Origin of the sequence: Alicyclobacillus acidoterrestris (assembly GCF_022674245.1) — a bacterium.
Lineage (GTDB): Bacteria > Bacillota > Bacilli > Alicyclobacillales > Alicyclobacillaceae > Alicyclobacillus > Alicyclobacillus acidoterrestris.
The window spans coordinates 1-18,849 of sequence record NZ_CP080468.1 but is presented as its reverse complement, the minus strand read 5'-3'; the positions used below and the strand labels follow the sequence as shown (position 1 = coordinate 18,849).

General features: G+C 45.3%; 23 protein-coding genes. All 23 read right to left on the bottom strand.

Annotated elements, in window-relative coordinates; all coding sequences use genetic code 11:
- Positions 1 to 27: 27 nt before the first annotated feature.
- The gene (locus tag K1I37_RS20980; RefSeq protein ID WP_152498757.1) at positions 28 to 966 is read right to left on the bottom strand and encodes a hypothetical protein; all 939 of its coding nucleotides are present in this window, start codon (positions 964 to 966) and stop codon (positions 28 to 30) included.
- Positions 938 to 1,465, bottom strand: a complete 528-nt coding sequence (locus tag K1I37_RS20975; RefSeq protein WP_262927025.1) for a CHC2 zinc finger domain-containing protein — start codon at positions 1,463 to 1,465, stop codon at positions 938 to 940. The genes K1I37_RS20980 and K1I37_RS20975 overlap by 29 nt, the downstream gene beginning before the upstream one ends.
- Before the next feature lie 75 nt (positions 1,466 to 1,540).
- Positions 1,541 to 1,750: a hypothetical protein gene (locus tag K1I37_RS20970; protein WP_021296007.1), complete on the bottom strand. Its 210-nt coding sequence runs from the start codon at positions 1,748 to 1,750 to the stop codon at positions 1,541 to 1,543.
- Positions 1,751 to 2,265: 515 nt separating this feature from the next.
- On the bottom strand, positions 2,266 to 2,451 hold the full coding sequence (locus tag K1I37_RS20965) for a hypothetical protein (protein WP_021296008.1): 186 nt from the start codon (positions 2,449 to 2,451) through the stop codon (positions 2,266 to 2,268).
- A gap of 293 nt (positions 2,452 to 2,744) precedes the next feature.
- Positions 2,745 to 3,722, bottom strand: coding sequence for a hypothetical protein (locus tag K1I37_RS20960; protein ID WP_146824867.1), 978 nt, complete (start codon positions 3,720 to 3,722; stop codon positions 2,745 to 2,747).
- A gap of 50 nt (positions 3,723 to 3,772) precedes the next feature.
- Complete coding sequence (locus K1I37_RS20955) at positions 3,773 to 4,060, bottom strand: DUF4258 domain-containing protein (protein ID WP_021296010.1); 288 nt, start codon at positions 4,058 to 4,060, stop codon at positions 3,773 to 3,775.
- A gap of 81 nt (positions 4,061 to 4,141) precedes the next feature.
- Positions 4,142 to 5,749, bottom strand: coding sequence for an AAA family ATPase (locus K1I37_RS20950; RefSeq protein ID WP_021296011.1), 1,608 nt, complete (start codon positions 5,747 to 5,749; stop codon positions 4,142 to 4,144).
- A 161-nt stretch (positions 5,750 to 5,910) separates the two neighbouring features.
- Positions 5,911 to 6,285, bottom strand: a complete 375-nt coding sequence (locus K1I37_RS20945) for a hypothetical protein (RefSeq protein ID WP_021296012.1) — start codon at positions 6,283 to 6,285, stop codon at positions 5,911 to 5,913.
- 569 nt (positions 6,286 to 6,854) lie between these two features.
- Positions 6,855 to 7,019 carry a hypothetical protein gene (locus tag K1I37_RS20940; protein WP_161624341.1) on the bottom strand — a complete coding sequence of 55 codons (165 nt, stop codon included), beginning with the start codon at positions 7,017 to 7,019 and terminating at the stop codon, positions 6,855 to 6,857.
- A 16-nt stretch (positions 7,020 to 7,035) separates the two neighbouring features.
- On the bottom strand, positions 7,036 to 7,500 hold the full coding sequence (locus tag K1I37_RS20935; RefSeq protein WP_021296013.1) for a single-stranded DNA-binding protein: 465 nt from the start codon (positions 7,498 to 7,500) through the stop codon (positions 7,036 to 7,038).
- A gap of 22 nt (positions 7,501 to 7,522) precedes the next feature.
- Positions 7,523 to 8,635 (bottom strand): recombination directionality factor, encoded by a 1,113-nt coding sequence (locus K1I37_RS20930; RefSeq protein WP_031218403.1) that lies wholly within the window; start codon positions 8,633 to 8,635, stop codon positions 7,523 to 7,525.
- 645 nt (positions 8,636 to 9,280) lie between these two features.
- A complete protein-coding gene (locus K1I37_RS20925; RefSeq protein WP_021296015.1) occupies positions 9,281 to 9,544 on the bottom strand; it encodes an AbrB/MazE/SpoVT family DNA-binding domain-containing protein in 264 nt (87 codons plus the stop codon).
- Positions 9,545 to 9,636: 92 nt separating this feature from the next.
- Complete coding sequence (locus K1I37_RS20920; protein WP_021296016.1) at positions 9,637 to 10,518, bottom strand: S1 domain-containing protein; 882 nt, start codon at positions 10,516 to 10,518, stop codon at positions 9,637 to 9,639.
- A gap of 13 nt (positions 10,519 to 10,531) precedes the next feature.
- A complete protein-coding gene (locus tag K1I37_RS20915) occupies positions 10,532 to 10,855 on the bottom strand; it encodes a hypothetical protein (protein WP_021296017.1) in 324 nt (107 codons plus the stop codon).
- 89 nt (positions 10,856 to 10,944) lie between these two features.
- The gene (locus tag K1I37_RS22040; RefSeq protein ID WP_407653239.1) at positions 10,945 to 11,400 is read right to left on the bottom strand and encodes a prepilin peptidase; all 456 of its coding nucleotides are present in this window, start codon (positions 11,398 to 11,400) and stop codon (positions 10,945 to 10,947) included.
- 38 nt (positions 11,401 to 11,438) lie between these two features.
- Positions 11,439 to 12,950: a hypothetical protein gene (locus tag K1I37_RS20910; protein ID WP_021296019.1), complete on the bottom strand. Its 1,512-nt coding sequence runs from the start codon at positions 12,948 to 12,950 to the stop codon at positions 11,439 to 11,441.
- Positions 12,941 to 14,233 (bottom strand): ParM/StbA family protein, encoded by a 1,293-nt coding sequence (locus K1I37_RS20905; RefSeq protein ID WP_021296020.1) that lies wholly within the window; start codon positions 14,231 to 14,233, stop codon positions 12,941 to 12,943. Before K1I37_RS20905 ends, K1I37_RS20910 begins: the two co-directional genes overlap by 10 nt.
- Positions 14,234 to 14,260: 27 nt before the next feature.
- Positions 14,261 to 14,857 carry a hypothetical protein gene (locus K1I37_RS20900; RefSeq protein WP_021296021.1) on the bottom strand — a complete coding sequence of 199 codons (597 nt, stop codon included), beginning with the start codon at positions 14,855 to 14,857 and terminating at the stop codon, positions 14,261 to 14,263.
- Positions 14,858 to 14,951: 94 nt separating this feature from the next.
- On the bottom strand, positions 14,952 to 15,569 hold the full coding sequence (locus K1I37_RS20895) for a hypothetical protein (protein WP_021296022.1): 618 nt from the start codon (positions 15,567 to 15,569) through the stop codon (positions 14,952 to 14,954).
- A gap of 12 nt (positions 15,570 to 15,581) precedes the next feature.
- Positions 15,582 to 16,109, bottom strand: a complete 528-nt coding sequence (locus K1I37_RS20890) for a hypothetical protein (protein WP_021296023.1) — start codon at positions 16,107 to 16,109, stop codon at positions 15,582 to 15,584.
- 1,257 nt (positions 16,110 to 17,366) lie between these two features.
- Positions 17,367 to 17,795, bottom strand: a complete 429-nt coding sequence (locus tag K1I37_RS20885; RefSeq protein WP_021296025.1) for a hypothetical protein — start codon at positions 17,793 to 17,795, stop codon at positions 17,367 to 17,369.
- A gap of 14 nt (positions 17,796 to 17,809) precedes the next feature.
- A complete protein-coding gene (locus tag K1I37_RS20880; protein ID WP_021296026.1) occupies positions 17,810 to 18,058 on the bottom strand; it encodes a hypothetical protein in 249 nt (82 codons plus the stop codon).
- A gap of 188 nt (positions 18,059 to 18,246) precedes the next feature.
- On the bottom strand, positions 18,247 to 18,849 hold the full coding sequence (locus K1I37_RS20875) for a type II secretion system F family protein (protein ID WP_161624342.1): 603 nt from the start codon (positions 18,847 to 18,849) through the stop codon (positions 18,247 to 18,249).

The window sequence follows — 18,849 nt, the reverse complement described above, 5'->3', positions numbered from 1 at the left end:
TAAAACCGAGGATTCAGTTGTTTGTAGTTATGCTAACGTTGCTACGCGACCGTTGTCTGGTTTGTTTCGGTACATCACTTTGAAGCGTGTACCCCTGATGGAAACGAGGTCAGGCCAATTAAGACGCTCCAACTCTTCGCCTACACGCTTCGCGATTCGTTCGCTATACATGAACGAGATGACTTCCGCTTTCTTAGACGAGTTTGTTGTGACCAACACGGGTTTCACATCTACTTCAGATTGCAATTCACCGAAGGTCTGTATGATTGCACTCACGAGTTGGATATGGAGTCTATGATTTATCGAATAGAGACCATATCGTTCTGCTATATCGTGACAAGCGTACCAACGTCCTAGCCGTTGCTGCGTCTTTTCCACGATAGCGAGTACAGGACTTTGAATTGTCGATGATTGTCTCGTACTTCGTTCTTCAACATGTGGGATACCTGCGAACGAATAGATACGCTCCATGAACCGAATCCGCTCTCGAGGATCCAGTACGATGTCGCTGATCACCTTCGTGTTGGCCGCAACCCATCTTAAGATCGCGGTGCGGGTATCAGGTTCGGTGGTTTCCACCGACTCTTTATCAAGAAGGTAAGTCCTCACTTGTCTTGCGACTTCGGAATCTCTCAGGAACATCCCGACAAGAAGCACTGCGCGTCGCGGTAGCACGGTTAGGGACCGAGCACGCTTGCCAATACAACTGAATTCCTTGAGGGAATTCAGTTCTTCGCCTTGCAGCACGCGCAAACCACTGTTCTCAAACTCACTACGATGGTCATGAATGAGACTAGCAATAGTCTGCTTTGAAACTTCGTAATAGCTTGCTGCCATTTCAAGCGATACGTATATGTCGCCTGGCAGTGTCGCTAACTTTTTCACACGGTCTAGCACGTCCGTCTGATTGAGCAGGGACGTACGAGCCGTCGGGCTTTCAACGAGCACCTGTTCGCTCAGTTTCAACATGCTGTTCCCCCTCACTCGACGTATGTTCAGCTTGTTCAAGCAAACGTCCGATACGTCGATTGAATTGTTTTTTCCATGCGTTATACCTCTTCCACTCAAACCACACCCAGTCGAGCGTCCTTTTACGGTACTGCCCCCATTTCTGAGGTGACCAGGACGCTGGCCGTTTGTGGATAAGCCCAAGCTCAAACCCGATTTCATCTAACTCCGCCTGCGTGAGATTCAACGCTGGATGAGTAAAACGACGTTGCCCGGCCTTGAGCGGGAACAAGGTATTTCTCGCAGTGTCTTCTGATACGTCGTGGAGTAACGCGTAGAATTTAACGAGTCCACCGCCGGCATCGCAAACCCAGCAGTGGAACACGTTCTTCATCGCGTTAAGCTCTAAGTTTTGCCTCATATCCCCACAAAACGGGCAATCCGTTTTGTACTGACCATGCTTCCTCATACGTGTTAGTTTGAGGCTAGCCTGTTCAGCGAGGTCAACGATGGTGATTGACGAACGTTCTTGAATGACAACTGACAGCCCGTCCCCACTCCTTTCTGCAACGACGTAACCGGGTGAACTTAATTAGGCTACCGTGCTTGCCGGTTGGGATTGCTGTTGTGACATGTCAAACAAGTTCGGGCAAAGTTCGCCAATCGTAATGTCGTTTAACTGCTCACGATAGGGGCTATCTCCGTTTGAAAGTATCTCTTCCGTGGTTTCTTGGACATCAAGTTGAAGCCATCCTAGTCGAGTGATTTTCTTTGGGGCGTTGATGTGCATAGTGTCAGCCATCCTTCCGAAATCTCCCCGCAAGGTCGCCGGGGAGTGAATAAGATACCCCGGCGACGGGGGAGATCGGAACGCAAAAAAAAGCAACCGACAAAGACCTTTCGTGATGGTCATGTGAGACCAACACGGGTCTTGCGATTGCCTTTCAACTGCCACTTAAGCAGATTCCGATCAAAGGTTTGGTATTGCGAAAAGGTTAAAGTGGCGCTACCTACCCGAGGGTAAGTGCGAAAGTGAGCTCCTGTCCTATGCACACGTGCACGTCCTAGTGCATCTGCTGGCGTACATAGTGAGTTCAGCCATCATTGCAACTGAACAAGAGGTATTGCCGTGAGTGTGCGACGAGTGACTGAGTACCGACGAGTGACATGCTGCCTAGTTTCACCTTGCGGTTCGCTATGTAATAGCTTCCTAGGCTCCTCTCTGCTCTCCACGTAATGGATTCAAGCGCATAAGAGGGAAAGTTTTTCTGATTTCTCTTTCAGATTACTCCAACATGTGTTTGTTGACAAGATGCTTTAGTCTTTCGAATCTAAAAACTTGTGATACTTATCTAGGCTCTTAATTTGACTAGGAGACGGGTTTGTCGCTCGGTGTCGCTGTTTTTCTAGATGTGACTTCATTACCTCTCCAAATTTGTCTAGCGATTCTTTTGCAAGTTCAGTATCTGATTGTGACTTCCAGCCTTTTTGTTTCTTTTTCATAATACGTCCTCCTATCCCTAATAGGATGGGTATAGCAGGACGCAAATAAACCCCTTCTTCACTGAGAAGAAGGGGTTATGATAATTATAGCGTTACTTTGCGATGTAATTAATCCATTCTCGTTGTCCGCGAGTTACGGTTGGTTTTACTGGACTCGCGTTAGAAGAGGAGAATGCCTTTAATAGAACTGCTTGTACATTTTTTGTGCGCGCGCGCGTCGAAGAATTGTTCGGCTTTCGAGTCGGTTGCTTCAGCATAGGCATGTCCACCACCTTCTATTTCATCATATAGCTTTATTCGGCATTTTGGAAGATACTCTCCAAATGACTATTTACCGCATCTGGGTCACCGAATTTTGAAATGTATTCGGAATGCACTCTATGAAAGTTCCAAATCTCATCTGATGTCATTAGACTATCAAATGCAAGAAGTGCATTCACAATTGGGTACGTTGGAAGAACTTCATCTGACCAAAATACAACAATATATGGCAAAGAACCGGGTGGGATAATTGCAACCACAGTTTTCTGTTCAAACTTAGCAACAGAATCAACGATGACCGGTTCGTCATGAGAAATTTGTCTTTTCCACTGACGTACAGCTTCTTTTGCAATGTTTCTGGCTGGTCGAGGACAGAGGCGAAAATCATTTGACCCGTTCTCAACGTCGCGAATCATAAATGTCGCACAATCACTTCTAATATTTGACTCACTCAACGCTCTAGTGAGCTGAGCAGAAAAAGCGTTGCTAACTTCTATAGAAAATTGGTAGTCGTCTCGAATATAAAGGCGAGTTGCCCTCAAGTACTCTCGTGCCTCTTCGAAAAATGCTCCTGTTATCGCGTTAGAGCAGACAGCATTCAATGCGAGTTCGTTTTTCAATCCCTGCTCTCGTCGTTCACTGTTTAGTTTAAGGGCATCTGGGAGAATACCTTGGTATAGGCTTAAAGATAGGAGTGTCGTGAATATCTTCACAACCGCAAAGGTAATTCCACATGCCACAACCCAGTAAAGTGCCCTTGGAATCGGAAAGTCGCCAACCTTAATCACTGGATCACTTGGCAACGTTACGTAGCCGGTTGCGATGACGAGTGAAACGTAAAGGGTCACTCGCAGCTTATACTCATTCTTTGAGCCTTCCGGAAACCAATGTTGGAGTTTAGGAAGAAAAAATGAAAAGGCGAGGTAGATTGCTGCAGTGATGAAAGCAGGTAGAGGGCGGCTGTGGTCCCAAATTCTAAGAAGTAAGTGGTGGATCATTTTGGCTTTCACCTCCAGATAGTTCCTGAATGGGGATTATCCTCATTCAGGAACCAGGATGTTTATGCAAATGTACGCTTTAGGCGCTGTGGTTTGTGACGAGTTACGTCAATTGTGCTACTCCATTGATCAGCGAAATATACCGATATGATAGTGGATGGCTTTTCAATCACAACATGAATTTGTTGTCCATTTACATCTCCACGTTTCATCACTCTATCGTTGGTGCTTTGAATTGTGATACCAACTTGAGCGACCAATGAAATTGATGATATCGGTACTCTACGCTTTACGATACGTTTTACCGCATGTTCAGTAAACAGAAATTTAGGCTTTGAGTAATTTCTCATAATATTTTCCTCCTAGTCTTTTCGTCCTCGTCGTCCTCGATATGTTTTCTTCATATCGATGTCTGCGGTGGTCTACACCGGTTACGCACTCCGTGAGCTGATTAGAGATTGCAAGTTCCGTATTTCTTCTTCAAGGTGTAAGGCAGTCAACTTACGTTCCTCGACAATTAAGCTACTACGGTACGCGTATGCCGCGATGATTTGACGATCATGTTGAGTGTTAAATAGGTTGAGCACGCTCTCAGCGTCGTCTACGAAAACCGGGAATGGCTCCGGATTCGGGCGAAGTTGAAAAATCGCACGGCCGATTTCAAGATCGCACCAAACTTTTTCAGAGTGAGAGAGTAAATTGTATGGTTTGTTATTCCAAAGAATGCGAAACCCGTCTAAGACCTCTCCATCCTCATTAACCCTAAACAGTTGAATTTTTACATTATCCAATAGCTTATCAATTTTATTCTGCTGCATCCGAACATACTGTGAACGAAACGCTTTGGTGGCTTCTATTTTGAGAGATAGTTTCTCAATGTTTTCCTGTTGTATCTCTCGTATACCTTTGAGCCGGTTTAATTCATTGGATGCTCTGTCATATCGTTTTTGCCATTCTTCGTAGCGTGTAAAAGCATCACGTTCGTTTCCAAGTTGAGTATTGACTTTGTTAACGAAGTTTCTCATCTTTTCAATTTCAGAAATGGTTTTGTGGCTTTCAAGAGACTGTAATTCCTCCAGCTTCTTACGAAGCTCGATGCCCTCTAGTTCAATTTTCTTCAATTCTCGTTCTACCGTTGCGTTGTGAAACTCTACTTCTTGTTTTGCAGTTTTTAGAGCATCGCCGAGAAGCTTTTGCTTACAGGTAGGACATGTATCATCGAGCGTTTTACGCTGGGCCCGGATTGATTTGTAGGTCTCCTGTTTTCTATAGATTTGTGTGTTCAGCTCTTTCCGTTGATTCATGACGTTTTTCTGAGTGAAATCGAACTCAGCAATTCGTTCGGAATAACGATTGACCTGAGCTTTAATCTCCTCTGTCACAAGCGATTTGGGCTGTTCTGGCTTAGGTTCGGCTAAGATAGCCTCGTAGGTCGAAATCTCACCATCGAGTCTCAATAGGTCTTCCGTCAACTCCCTGAGTTCTGTAGAGGCTTTCTTTGCAAGTATCTGAATGGAGTCATAACCCATGCCGAACTTCTCGTTTTCAAGAACCCCCCTATGTTTTGGAAGTAGGCTTGAAAGCACGATGTTTGGCTCCACATCACTATATCGAGCAATAATAGCCTTTGCGTCTTTTGGCTCAATAGAGCTGAAGTAGCCCGGTATAAACACGGAAAGAAACTCTTGGACTGAGTTAAAAAACAGTGACTCAAGTTGACCTGGTCTAACTTTGTTTCCGTTGATGAATTGTTTTACTCCACCGGTTTCTGGTTTGACTCGCTCTACTGTAACATCCTGACCGCTCGCCGTTTCCCAGACCGTTATCACTTTCATGTTGTTCGTACCTTCGCGCATAAGCACGGAGTCATATCTTTTACTTCCCATAATGTTGGTACCATAAAGACACCACACAACGGCTTCTGCGATAGTCGACTTGCCTGCTCCGTTAAACGCACGAACGATTGTTTCGTCTGAGAAGCTAAACGTCTCGTTTGCAAAACAACGGAAATTTTCAACAATCACCATCTTTAGTTTCATTGTTCGTTCACCCTCTCTGGTTAAAATAAAAAAGACCAACACAAACCAAGGCATTTGCCGTGGATTACGTTGACCTTTTGATATGAACCATTAGGCTCTGTTTTCAATTGGTTCACGAGGCGTACATTTATCCGCTCGTGATACTCATGATTTGTACTTCCCTACCCTTTATAGGTGAGAGCTTCCGACAATGACATCGTTGTTCCATCTGGTAGTTGCTTTGCAAGCCGTTCAAGTGCGGCAAACAAGAACAAACTACCGATTTGTATTTTACAATCTGGGCAGTATCCAAGCGGTACATCCTGAAATCGAATGTTCCTCTCTGGAATAACCATCTCTCTTGGGGCGACAGGATAATCCTTGCAACAATTCCCGCAAGTAACTACCTCAGAAACATTCGGTTTGTCCTCGATATAAGCTTCAATTGCTCGCTCTATTAACATCTCTTCGTTTCCCTTTGTGTACAATGCTGCCTTGAGGGCCAACATGATTTGTAATCTCTCCTCTAGCTGGTCCGCATCGTCCCAAGTAAACATGTCATCAACCCCTTGGTTGCATTTTCATGTTTTCATTATAAGCGTTGCTTATGCCAGCAAAGTTTAATATCAAAGGTTTTATTCCACATCCACGGACTTATAGATGGGTCATAAACGGTCAGAACAGAGACTCGTTCTATGTTCGTTGTATATGGAGCTGAGAGAACTAAGTGTAAAGGTCTGTATTGTGCTTTCCCGATTTTCGAATAACCCATCCAGATCCAATGGTGAGTTTTTCCACGGGTATCATTCTGAATGGTTGCATACCAAATACATTCACCATTCAATAGTGCTTCCGTGGATTCAATGGACGTAATTTTTCTTTTAATTTCGCGATCAGTTACATGACCTGACCAATCCAAATCAATGCCACGGCGTAGGTAAGATCTTAGTTCATCTGTGTGTAGGTCAAGGTCTTTTGTGCCTTTCAACCAACTTTTGCGTTTGTACGCGCAGTCGTCATGGTTACAGTGATTCATTCGTATGCCCATCGTTCACCACGATATGAGGGCAATCCCCTCTCGCAGTGTTGAACGAGAGGGGCGTCCCTCCTTTTCATTCGTGATTGATTACGCGTGACGCAATTGTTTAGCGCGACGAACGTATTCGTCCGGCGTAAACAAAACGTAGGTACTTTTGTTTTTACGAATCATACATGGAATACCGTGTACCTCTAAGAATCGTTTGGTTCTATTGGCACTCGTTTTAGATTTCGTTGACGTTATATATCTCATCGAGATGACCTCCTTATCAAAATGGCAAGTCGTCATCCGATATTTCAGGCATGTCATCGTCCGCAAAGGGATCGTCCTCATATGATAGACGATGATCGTTGGAGTTTGCGTTTGACGTGTTTTGCGGTGTGTTATTACGTGTTCCACCGTTGCCGTTGTTGTCACCACGGTCGAGGAACCGCACTGAATCGGCGATGACTTCCGCAACACGTACTTTCTGACCTTCCCGATTATCATAGCTGCGTATTTGCAACCTTCCGTCGACCGCGGCCAACCGACCTTTTTGCAGATACTGTGATACATTTTCTGCTTGCTTTCTCCACACCACAATGTTGATGAAGTCTGTTTGTCGGTTACCGTGGGAGTCTGTACGCATACGGTCAACGGCTAAGGTGAACGAAGCTACTGGGGTGCCTGTGTTTGTATATCTAAGCTCTGGATCCGCAGTCAAGCGACCAATTAGAATCACTCGATTTAACATGCAAAACACACCTTTCGATAAGTTAGGATACAATTGCTAGTTCTTGAATTACTGGTGTTGGTACTCTTTCTAGCTTGGTTGATTTGATGTGAATCGTTGTACCTTTTTGTAATTGACGGATCGCACTAACCAGCTCAGTTTCCCCTGTCATTGCTTCTACCCTGTCACCTGTCCTAGCCATTTCGATGGTTAACTTAACGAAGTCTTGGCCTTTGTGCTTTTTAAACTCAGAGTCCACCAATACACCAACCGTTTCGCCTTCGCCTAAGTCAGCGACAGGAATTACGGGTAAGCCACTTATAGGATTCTGCTTTGCTGGCTGTGGGTTTATAGTGGATTTTGGAATACTCGATAGAGTCTGCGATGGTATTGAATCGTCTGGAACAATGCTTGACTCAATGTATAGATCATCCGGCATCTCATTATCATTCGGGCGTTCAAAGTCCATTGTCGGTTCATCAAGGGCGATGGTAGCTACTTTGTTAAGAAGGTCCATCATTTTCACGTTTTCGAGTTTGAGATCCAAAACATAGATTGTCTTTGGATGTCCTGCGACCTGAGCCTGCATAGGCACAACGCGTAGCGTTAATGGAATCATTGCGATTCGGCCTCGCGTGAGTTGTCGAATGAGTTGAATTGAACCGATAAGGTTTTGTGAAGTGTAATACGAGGTACTATCCAGTTCCCAAATGCCGATTCCCTTTACTTCGGGAAGGAGGAATATGAGACGGGTTAGCTCCTTACACTGTTTTGCTTTGTAAAACTCGCATTCTTTGTACGCGCAGTGAACCTGCGTGTATCCTCCGTTTCCATCCTCCCGAACGGCAGTTTCACCATCACCTTTGCACCAAAGCCGGCCACGTCCCTGACTACCTTTGTAGGAACATAAGGCCTGTGGCATAAACTGTTCGGGATCATCGGTTGGAAAGCAAATTGTGATTTCCTTTGGTTTATCCCCGTACACTTCGTGAAAAGCAGCTGCAGCCTGGTCACTAGTATTCGTGCCATCGGCTCGAACCACAAAGTAATCAGTTGCTTTCGGGTATTCTTTTCCCCCATCGTTGACAGTCTTAACGCCAAGATAGATTTTCCCGACTCTCGGAATTCGTTTTGGTTCACTGAACCCTTTTATCATTCTTCTCACCTTCCGATACTCCCGGCGCCGCCGCCTTGGGAGCTAATAAGATACCCTGGGCGGCAGGGGGAGATCGGAACGCAAAAAAAGGCAACCGACAAAGACCTTTCATGATGGTCATTTAACCAACACGGGTCTTGCAATTGCCTTTCAACTGCCACTTAAGCAGATTCCGATCAAAGGTTTGGTATTGCGAAAAGGTTAAGGTGGCGCTACCTACCCGAGGGTAAGTGCGAAAGTGAGCTCCTGTCCTATGCACACGTGCACGTCCTAGTGCATCTGCTGGCGTACATAGTGAGTTCAGCCATCATTGCAACTGAACAAGAGGTATTGCCGTGAGTGTGCGACGAGTGACTGAGTACCGACGAGTGACATGCTGCCTAGTTTCCCCTTGCGGTTCGCTATGTAATAGCTTCCTAGGCTCCTCTTTGCTCTCCACGTAATGGATTCAAGCGCATAAGAGGGAAAGTTTTTCTAATTTCTCTTTCAGATTATACCCATATTCAATTTCTCGCAAGTCTTAATAGCACAAAAAAGAGGGCTTTAGGAACGCTGTATTGACATAAATCGGAGGTACTTTTATGTCCCACTTCTAACAAAAAAACCCGCAGTTTTATCCGCGGGTCTCCTTATGGAAATTTCTGATTAAGTGAGAATGGGCGATTTGACGGCCGTTTGTGCCTCTTTTAGACACTCTTTGCAGATGCGTTTGCCCCTGTATGTAGTTAGTTCATCTGCAGAATTGCAAAACATACAAGCTGGATCATATTGACGCAGGATAATTCGATCCTCATCAACGAAGATTTCCAAGGCATCTTTGATCTTAATTCCCAAGGTTCGGCGCAACTCAATCGGCAGCACGATTCGACCCAATTCATCCACTTTGCGAGTTATACCAGTTGATTTCACAGTTCACACCTCCAATCTCCATAATTTCAAACGTATTGTTTATTAAGTATATAGTTCCAAGTTGTAACTTTGAACCCCTTGCATGGGTACTCTCACATGAGAATTCGTTCAACATCACCGATGAACATCTTGTCCTTTTCCGATTTTCGATTCAGGCGAACCTTTACATGACTGCCGGTTCGTAGCGTGCCCCTCGTATCCTCACGTTGTCGGATACGTACCATCACACCCCCAGGCAACACGGCCATTCCCGTTCGGCCAGAAACACTAGACACCTCTGCAGGATAACTGACTCCCGTTGAATATTTTTGATGATACAAGTCATACGGATTGGGTTTTGCATCCCTCCTTGATACAATTACTCGCCGAATGCGCCCCTCTGTCGTATTACTCGTGATTTTGATTTCAATCATTTCACCTATTTCTAGCTCATATGGTTTGGACACTTTATGGTCTACCAATGAAATAGGTAACCACATATCATTTCCGGAGACATCTACGATATAGCCATAATCGTTTCTCCGCTTAATGACTGCTGTCCAGGTTGCGCCGGCTACTACTTTAGAGACGTTCGCATTGCGCATTATCTCCAACGCTCGTTGGCGAGAAAAGACAAAAACACTCTCTCCGTCGACGTTGGGGATAAAATGGTGCGGCACAGCAGAGATAAAACGATTGAAGTAGCGTTCTGCTTGCCGTTCGTTTGCGAATCCAGCTTCAGACCACGGGATCTTCCCGAATACTGGGCCATATTTTACAGTGATGGCATTTTCCTCTTTCCACTCTTGACCATTCGCGGTGTTTACGTAGTATTTCACCTTGTCGTTGGTAGACATCACTTGAAGTTGCATAACCGTGTCGTTGGACGCCCACATGAGAAACATATTTGTCGCATGGCGCTCATCATCGAGTGTTTGCGGGTTCAATTGGGCGCCTTCCGAGGTGATATTTACGTACACTACGTCTTCGTTCATTCTTACAGTCCCCCTAGAATTCGAGTTTTGCGCTCCAAACTTTTCCGTCAAAGTGCACGCCAAGGACTTTCTTATATCTAAGGCGTTCGCATCTTTCATGCGCATGACGTAAAGCAAGGTTAGTTAGTTCCGAAATGTCTTCTGCAAACATGCTGTCAGGTTGCGGTATTTCAAGAAGTGTTAGTGTAACAATGCCAGATTGTCTGATTCCATTAAGACGACCCTCAACACGAATTGTTTCACCCTTTTTGAGCTGCTTGCGGTTTTCCCGGCGAACGACACGCCGCAGTATACGGGCTTCTTCTTCTGCCGTACGCTCAGACGTGTTCTCTGTCACAAGCGAGTCACCCCCATTTACCAAATTCTTGTCTTATACCGATATTTTCAGGCAGGATTATCTAGATTTCGTGATAAAAACGTGCCACTTTACTTTTTTGCAGCGAGCGCACAGGTTATCACAAGCGTGCCCAAGAGAATATAGGGAGCAAAGGCTATACGTTTCACACGGTTTCGTTTTAAGAATGGATGTATCCATCGGCGGAATGGTTTTGGCATTGAGTACCTATGGCGTCTAAGTACTGGAATGATGAGTCGAATTAACGCAGCAGTATTTGAGACCACGAACACACACAACATAGATGTTGGACCCAGAATGCTACCCAGTGCCGAGAAAAGTAACACATCACCAATTCCGAGGCGCACCATTTGAAACATCAGTAGTCCTAGTCCTAAACCAATTGCAGCTCCTACACTTGACTCGATGAGCCCGTGTAACCCACTTAACAAGAGTCCCGATAGGAATCCACCAATAAACCCGCATAGAATGGACAGCATAGGAATTGTGAAATCGCGGATATCTTGATAAGACGCCCAAAGGAGCATACCTAGAGCGAGGCAAGAATCGACGCAAAAAGCCCCCATTACTGCCCCACTCCTACCCGCTCAAATACCACATAGCCTTGATCCGAATAAACGAGTTTCCAATCCGGAAGGTCACTTAGCAATTCATTTAATGCCTCTTTACTTTGAATACAAACGACGTTTACGTGTTCCTGGTTCAGGTACTTTTCAGCACCTTTTTTTGCATCTAGAATCGTGCTGAATTTTTCCATGTATCCGTTTTTCAAATAGATTTCCGTGCGTCCGTCAATGCTTACTGGTACACCCATCGTTTCAAGCGTTCCACCGATGTTGTAATCGTTCCATACCCGCCACGTTGGATGCTTTTGTTCAATCTGCTTTACGACAACTACTGCATGTGGTTCTACGCTCGCGTTGGCATTCGCGTACAGACTGCCGTGTACTGAACTGATGCCTTCCACAATAAGCAGGGACAAACCAATGAATAGCCCAAGCCGTAGTGCCGTATATAGCTCCCGCGGGAACCGAAACCTCTTAAACCGAGCGTAAAGGGACTTTGGTATATATTTGGTGCGAGGCGCAAATGCCCATACGGTAAGGATAAGCGCATAGGATCCAAATCTGACCGATTTTAAAAACATCAAAAAAACAATTACTGCCCAGATCGTTTGAAAGAGTTTGAGTCGCTCTTTGTTTTGTATGCGTATTACGAGCATAACTGCAATAATGAGACTCAAGGACGTCGTTATCCATTCGGTAATTGTGGCCGGTTGCCATTCCATGATGTAGTTCTGTACGCCTGATTTTGCGGAGAGCCATAGCGCAAATCGATATATGCTGAAGCCCTGTGGATTGATAAGTGATACAGAAAAGAGTACCCCTGTTGTCACTAATGACCTAAAGAAGTCTTGTCTAACACTACGCTCATGCTGTATCCAATGCGTTTTAACAGATGGAATGAGCGTGATGAGCCCTATAGAGAGTGTGAACAACCACTCTAACATGAACGAACCATGCATGTTGACCCAAACGATTTGTAAAAGAGATAAAGCTACGATTCGCAGTAACCATTTCTTTATACGGAACACGATCCACAATGTGACTACCATGAACAGATACGAAAATGTCTCTGCACGGATTTGGTCCCAGGGCGTTGAGAGAATTCCGGCTATAATGGCCCAAACTCGTGCATAAGGGACATTGGAATATCTCAATACATCGTGAAAAATACTCCAAGTTAGCAAGGATACTAAAGTCATCATGGCGACAACGCCGCGATAACCTAAATAATGACTGACCGTATAAAGTAATAGTTCAAATCCCCATTCTTGCGGCATCCAACGTTGTCCAACGGCAGTCCATGTTCCATAAACGTGCATAGGAACGCTTTTGTGTAAAGCGATCCATTGACCAACCCAGTTTGACCACATTGTGTCCCCGGTTGAGAACGGAGTGGAATAAAACTCGATAAAAAAGAAGGCCAGCACAGCTAAAAAAGCTGCTTGGCTGACCCATGAGGTTTTAAGAGATACGTTACGTGATCTGCTTGTTAATACAGTTATTACCGCCATGCCGATGCACCCTCACGAAAGCGACCGGGTACTCTTGCACTTGTATCCACTTCTGAACCGGTATCAATATTTTTGCCTTCACGAGGTGGATTTGATGGAAGTGGTGTCTCATCATTTGCCAAGGCAGCAGTCTCCTGTTGTTCTTGCTTGTTTGGTTCTGAAGCACTGGCTAGCAATGTATTTGACGTAGAGTTTGGTTGGTTGTTTTCCTTTTCTACGCTTTGATCCCGCGTTTCAGCGTTTTTGTGTTGCACACTTTCTCGTTCACTTTCTCGTTGTCGAACTGTCTCACTTTTGTTTGAATCTGCCATAAGGCATCCTTCAGCGTTCTTCCATTGCGCATCATGAGCAATTACTTGATTTGGGTGGAATCCCTGCAATTCTGACTCAAGAATCATGGCCCCACCTCCGACAAATATGGTCGTACGGACTCGGTTTTGTCGTGTTCCCCACAGGTCTGAGATACACGACTTCAACACAGTCGCAAGGTCATTTTTTGCTTGCTCAACTTCACGAGAGAGATCCCAATCTTTGCCGCCGTAATACATGCTGCCGTGGTGTAAGACGCGGTCTGCAAGGTCAGTGTCCATGATATCGCCCGTTTGAGTTTCGAGACTCCGACGGATGACTTGTGTGAGATCCCGGGTACCGTGAGTAATTGTGCCCGAGATTTCATCATGGATTATCATGTCTCCACCAAAAGTCTCGAGTACAACAACATCTGTGGTATCACCGCCAATATCAACGACTGCAATATATCCGTCTTTTTCCGTGTCGAACAACTCCGGCATCGAAGGAGCTAACGCATATGCGGCTACAAGAGATTGAGGATACTCGCTGACGCTACGAATTGACACAGTGACAGGTTCAGACTTGTAGCGTCCGATAGTTTCGCTTTTACCCCGAAGTCTGGATGATAGCTTGCCCTTCACCGTATGGAACTGACTGTAAGGGTAGTCTAGTGTAAGGTCTACAGCCTCGTTATCCGTAACGAGCATAGACAACACCGTCCATATGAGCACTTCGGCTGCTTCTCCATCGAATCTGTCTCGACCAAAAACATACTCCGGGAGCAAGCCAAAACGTTCTGCCATTTTGCCCACAAGATAATCTTGGCCCTTTACTGTGACTTGAATCGATTCTTCAGAGGCTGGCTGTTTTCTTGAGAGCGAAAAGACTGAGCGGTGTTGTCCGTGTGCAACGACGGAACGTAACATGACTCGGTCACCTTTTTCGTTGATTGCCTTTACAAATCGATTCCCCAAATCAATAGCGATTTTCATTTGATGTTTGCCTCCTAGAAATACGTGTTAATTGAATACTGATGTCCATTTATAAGCCGTGTTTGCGGGCAGAATGCCCGGTATTTCAGTAACTTTCCCGTTCTTCTCAACATAAGTGTCAGGCACACCGGTAATCCATTTTTTTGAGTTTCCGTTCAAAGCAACGACTGTTTCTTTGAGATTCAAAGACTTTGCCTCTTTTTGCACGTTCTCAAGTTCTGTTTTCACCGTCTCATTTGGCTTGGGCCATGTGACGACAATTGTAGGTTCGTGTTTGTACTTCCCTCCGCCTAACTGTTGAAGTATAGAAGGGTCCATGTCCGAGACAAATACGACTGGAGAATCGGCCACATCCAACGTTTTAGATTGCCCTGTGGACGTTATAACGGGGATAGTATGGTATTGCTGAGCCTGCTTAGACGAAACAGTATGTTCACGTGCTTGAAGCGAAATGAGGTGTGCCGTGGTATTTTGAGCCGACTTTACTGGTGTCGACTTTGACTCAAGAGGTTTTTCGGTAGATACTGACGTTCCCTTTCCTTGCGAGAATGCAAAATATGATATACCGCCACCTACGACAACAATCACACTAAGTGCAATAGAACCGATTGTCCGTTTTTTCAAGAAAAGAAACGCTCCTTTCGACAAATTGTGAACTAACTCAAGTTTGTCATGTGAAAGGAGCGCTTTTGCGCCAAAAACGTGATGATTTTTTGTTTTAAAACTCCCATATAAATGTGTCCCATTTCTTCTTCGGGAACAATGCAGTCTCGCTCCACGGCCGCACATTTTCAAGTCTAACTATCGTACGAACGTTAGATCCGGTATATTTTGTAGCCATTTGCATGAGGTCCCCTTCATACGTTGTCCCTACGGCTGTATGACCTCTTAATTGTTGACTGATCTGTTTCGCGTCTCGTGCGACACGCAACCCAGCTTTGACGCCACTTACCGACCTTTCCAAACGTGGGTCGATGTGGAGCTCATAAATTGCACGAGACACGTTAGAATACCCCGTCAGTTTCCGTACTCTCCCGTTCAACCAAGGATGAATAGGATATGCAACAATACTCCCCACCATATAATCTTGCCGCAGGATTTTTACCCAACCCATGTAGAGTCCAGTTAACACCGCAAAACCAGCTAAAATCTCCAGTCCATCGTCGGTCTTGAAAATTCCATCAAAGCTAACTATGAGCAGAATAAAAAGAGGAAACAGAATGTATTTTGAGCGACGATGCATCAGATATGTGAGAACAACGGTTAAGACGTGTAGAGGGCTGTACACGGAAAATACAAGAGAAAGTAGTTTTACCAAACGGTCACTATTTTTCACTCACTGTCCCCCCTAATCCTGGTTGTGGTTGGCGATTGCAGTCTCAGTCCATGTAATAGGCGGAGTGGACGGTGGTATATGTCCTGAGTTAAACAGCGTGTTTAAGACATCAAGAGCAGCGAATATGCCTTGTGGAACATAAGACACCGTTACGCTATAGGACGCTTGACCAGCCGAAGGGAATACGATGGATGTATTAGAGATGTTCACCACGCTTGATAAGTCAAGCTTCTGCGATTCTAGTTGGAACGTCGTGTTAGCAACGGACGTTGCCTGGCCTTGATTTACACCGTCGGTGAACGCAGTTCCACCAGGTTGCGTACCTATCGTATAACTTGCTTGAGTCGAGGCACTTGTAGCTGCCGCTTCCGCTGCGTCGTACACAATAGCATGAGCCTGGGCTAGCTTATAAGAATCGACGATAAACCACATCACAAGAAGTGATATCGGTATAGCAAATAATACATATGTTGTTGAGTCCTCCAAATCACCCCGCAATCGTCTAATAAGCTTGAGCCTGGAAAGTAACTTGCTCACCATTTGCCAATGTCACCTCCCCTGACGAATCACTCGAATCATTAGCATTCACTTGAATTTCATTCGAGGAAACTTGGGATGTACCGGAGAGACCCGAGCCACTCACGGTTGCCCCGCTCAAATTTTGACCAAAGATGTCAATAATGTACGCCCCGTCGCTCGTTTGCATCATGACGGCCGTAACTGTACCTGAACTACTTGTCTTGGCCCAAGTGACTCCTAGATCGTCACTCGTGGCCAAAGCGTTTGCTATTTGACCTTGAGGACCATAGTAGGCTACATAGTCTTGCGATGATGAGGACCCACTATTTACGCTCTGAGACACGCTTTCACCGCTTGCAGACCATATAAGATATTGGCCAGTAGTTGCATCGTATATACCGATCCCGTTTGTCCCATCTCCTGGTGTCCCCGATGATGCTGTTATCGTTACAGCGGTCCCAATGGACGGCGTGGTGTTACTAGCCGAGATCGACGCACTATACTGAGTCGTTCCTGTGGTATTAGCAACAAAGTAATATGTGTTTGAACCGTTTGACGTTGAGACTGTAACGTACATGTCATCGCCGGGGTTAATGCGCTCTGTCCCCTTACCGTAGTTCTGAATTCCCGATAGCTCAATTTGCGTGTCATTCCAAGAGGCGTATGTGACCGCAAGTCCACTTTGCGGACTACCTGCGTCCCACCCCTGCGTGACGTCTGCAATGACAAAGAAGGTACCAGTTACTGTCCCTGGTACACCATTTGGGGCACTCCCAAAACCGGTGCCGTTTACCGTAAGGGAGAAGTTTGTGCCCGCGGCTTGAAGCGAGACACTCGATATATTAACCGAACTTGGGGGAGCCGACTGAAGGACTGCATTTAACCCGTTCTGAGGATAATCCAGGCTTTGTATCGTAGTCCTCGTAATCGGTATAGTTCCACCTATTCCCAGATAGTGCCCTATTCCACCAAACACAGGCATGTGGTAAGTAACGGATACCTCCACCTCCTGATTGGCATTGAGAGATCGTGTCACTATGTCAGTGTTTGGATTAAATAACGTTGTACCGTCCTGTGTTGTCGGTAATGATTCAGAGATGTTCTGTACAATCTCGTTCGTTAGACTCGATGGGTCTGCGGTAACAGCAGCAATCATGCGCCCATTGTTTGCTGCATCCTGTACAAGAGCTGCGTCATGGGCATACTGGATAAGAAATAGGACAAATGGTAGGAGAATAAGCGTAATAACTGTCCACCACCAACGGGTAATTAGGGTAATCATTGCAAATAAGTCACCCCACTTTCATCCTGAGCGCTCAGCATGTATGTTCGGCTAAACCTGAGTGGGATCGTTGGCCCGGTCATACCAATGAAATTCAGAAACGGTGCAAAAATTGGCTGATTATACACTAATGTCAGTGTTTCCTCACCGTTACTTACGTCTGTCGTTATCAACATGTCGTAGTCACTTTCAAACAATATCCTTCCATTCATCTGCGTCGGTAAATTTGAGCCAACTTCCTCGTTCGCCATATCCAATAAGGTTTGGGTATCCCCACCTTGTATTGCTACCTGCTCAGCATTAAATAACACGGTGTCCATGGTGGACACCGTGTGCGCGAAAGGAAGCCCTAAGACGAAGACAACGCAAATGACAATAATCCAAAGGCCAATGAGCCATACTTTTGTCCAAAATTCTTCATCCATAAGGCACCGCCCGTTTAATCCGTGTAGTCTGAAATATTGAAGTTTGATGAGACTGTATTGACGCTCGAAGACATGTTGTCACGCACCAGATGGAATACTTGCGGCCCAATGAACATTACGATCCCAACAACTACAACAACAAAAATCCAACCACGACCTGTAATTTCTTCAAGACTCCCCCGGAAGGACATTTTTGTAGACTTCTCTTTTACACGTTTGGCCTGACGTTTACTCCACTCTTTTACTACTTGCAGTTTTTCCACGGCTCTACGCTCCTCATTGTGTATACGAATAAAAATTAAGCTGACTTGATGTGGTACTTACAGAGTTCGATGTGGAAGTTCGAATAAACTGAATCACTGGTGGGCCAACAAATACTAGCACAAGAAGTATGGCGGCCAGCATGACCCATGTGCGTCCCGACAGTTCCTCAAGACTGCCGCGCAACTTCTTAAACATGAAGTGCATTTGAAAACATCCCCCAGATGTAACACATGGTTAAGAGGATCAGGGGACTAATGAAGAATCCCATAAACCTCATATACACACCTTGCTTATGACGAGCCTGTGCTTTGGTCATTCTTAAATGCTCTTGGTGTGTAATGTTGTCTAGGATGTTCGTCAGACTCTTGGATAAGTCAGCTTTCCTCTTTGACGTCCGTCGAAGTTCGTCGGCGACCATTTCTAATTCCTCGCTCGGTGACGCTTCAGCAAGAATGTTCATCACTTCGTCGAACGTAAGTCCTTGTTGCATGAGTGGCTCGGCATCCGAAAATAATTCTTGCATACGATTCTCGACATGCCGTTTAATCAAACGCACCGCTTGCAAATTGGTACAGCCGCCTTCAACATAAATTCTCAATAGCAATATCACAGTAAAAATCTGATTTTGAATATCGCGTTTCGCACGCTGAATGCGCGTTCTCATTTCTAAAATGGGATATCCAAAAGCTATGGCACCAAAAATCAATGAAATTAGATTCTTACCTGTGATAGCGTGTATCAGCACGACTGTGACAACACCGAATATCCACTGCTGAGTCTCCACTTGCAT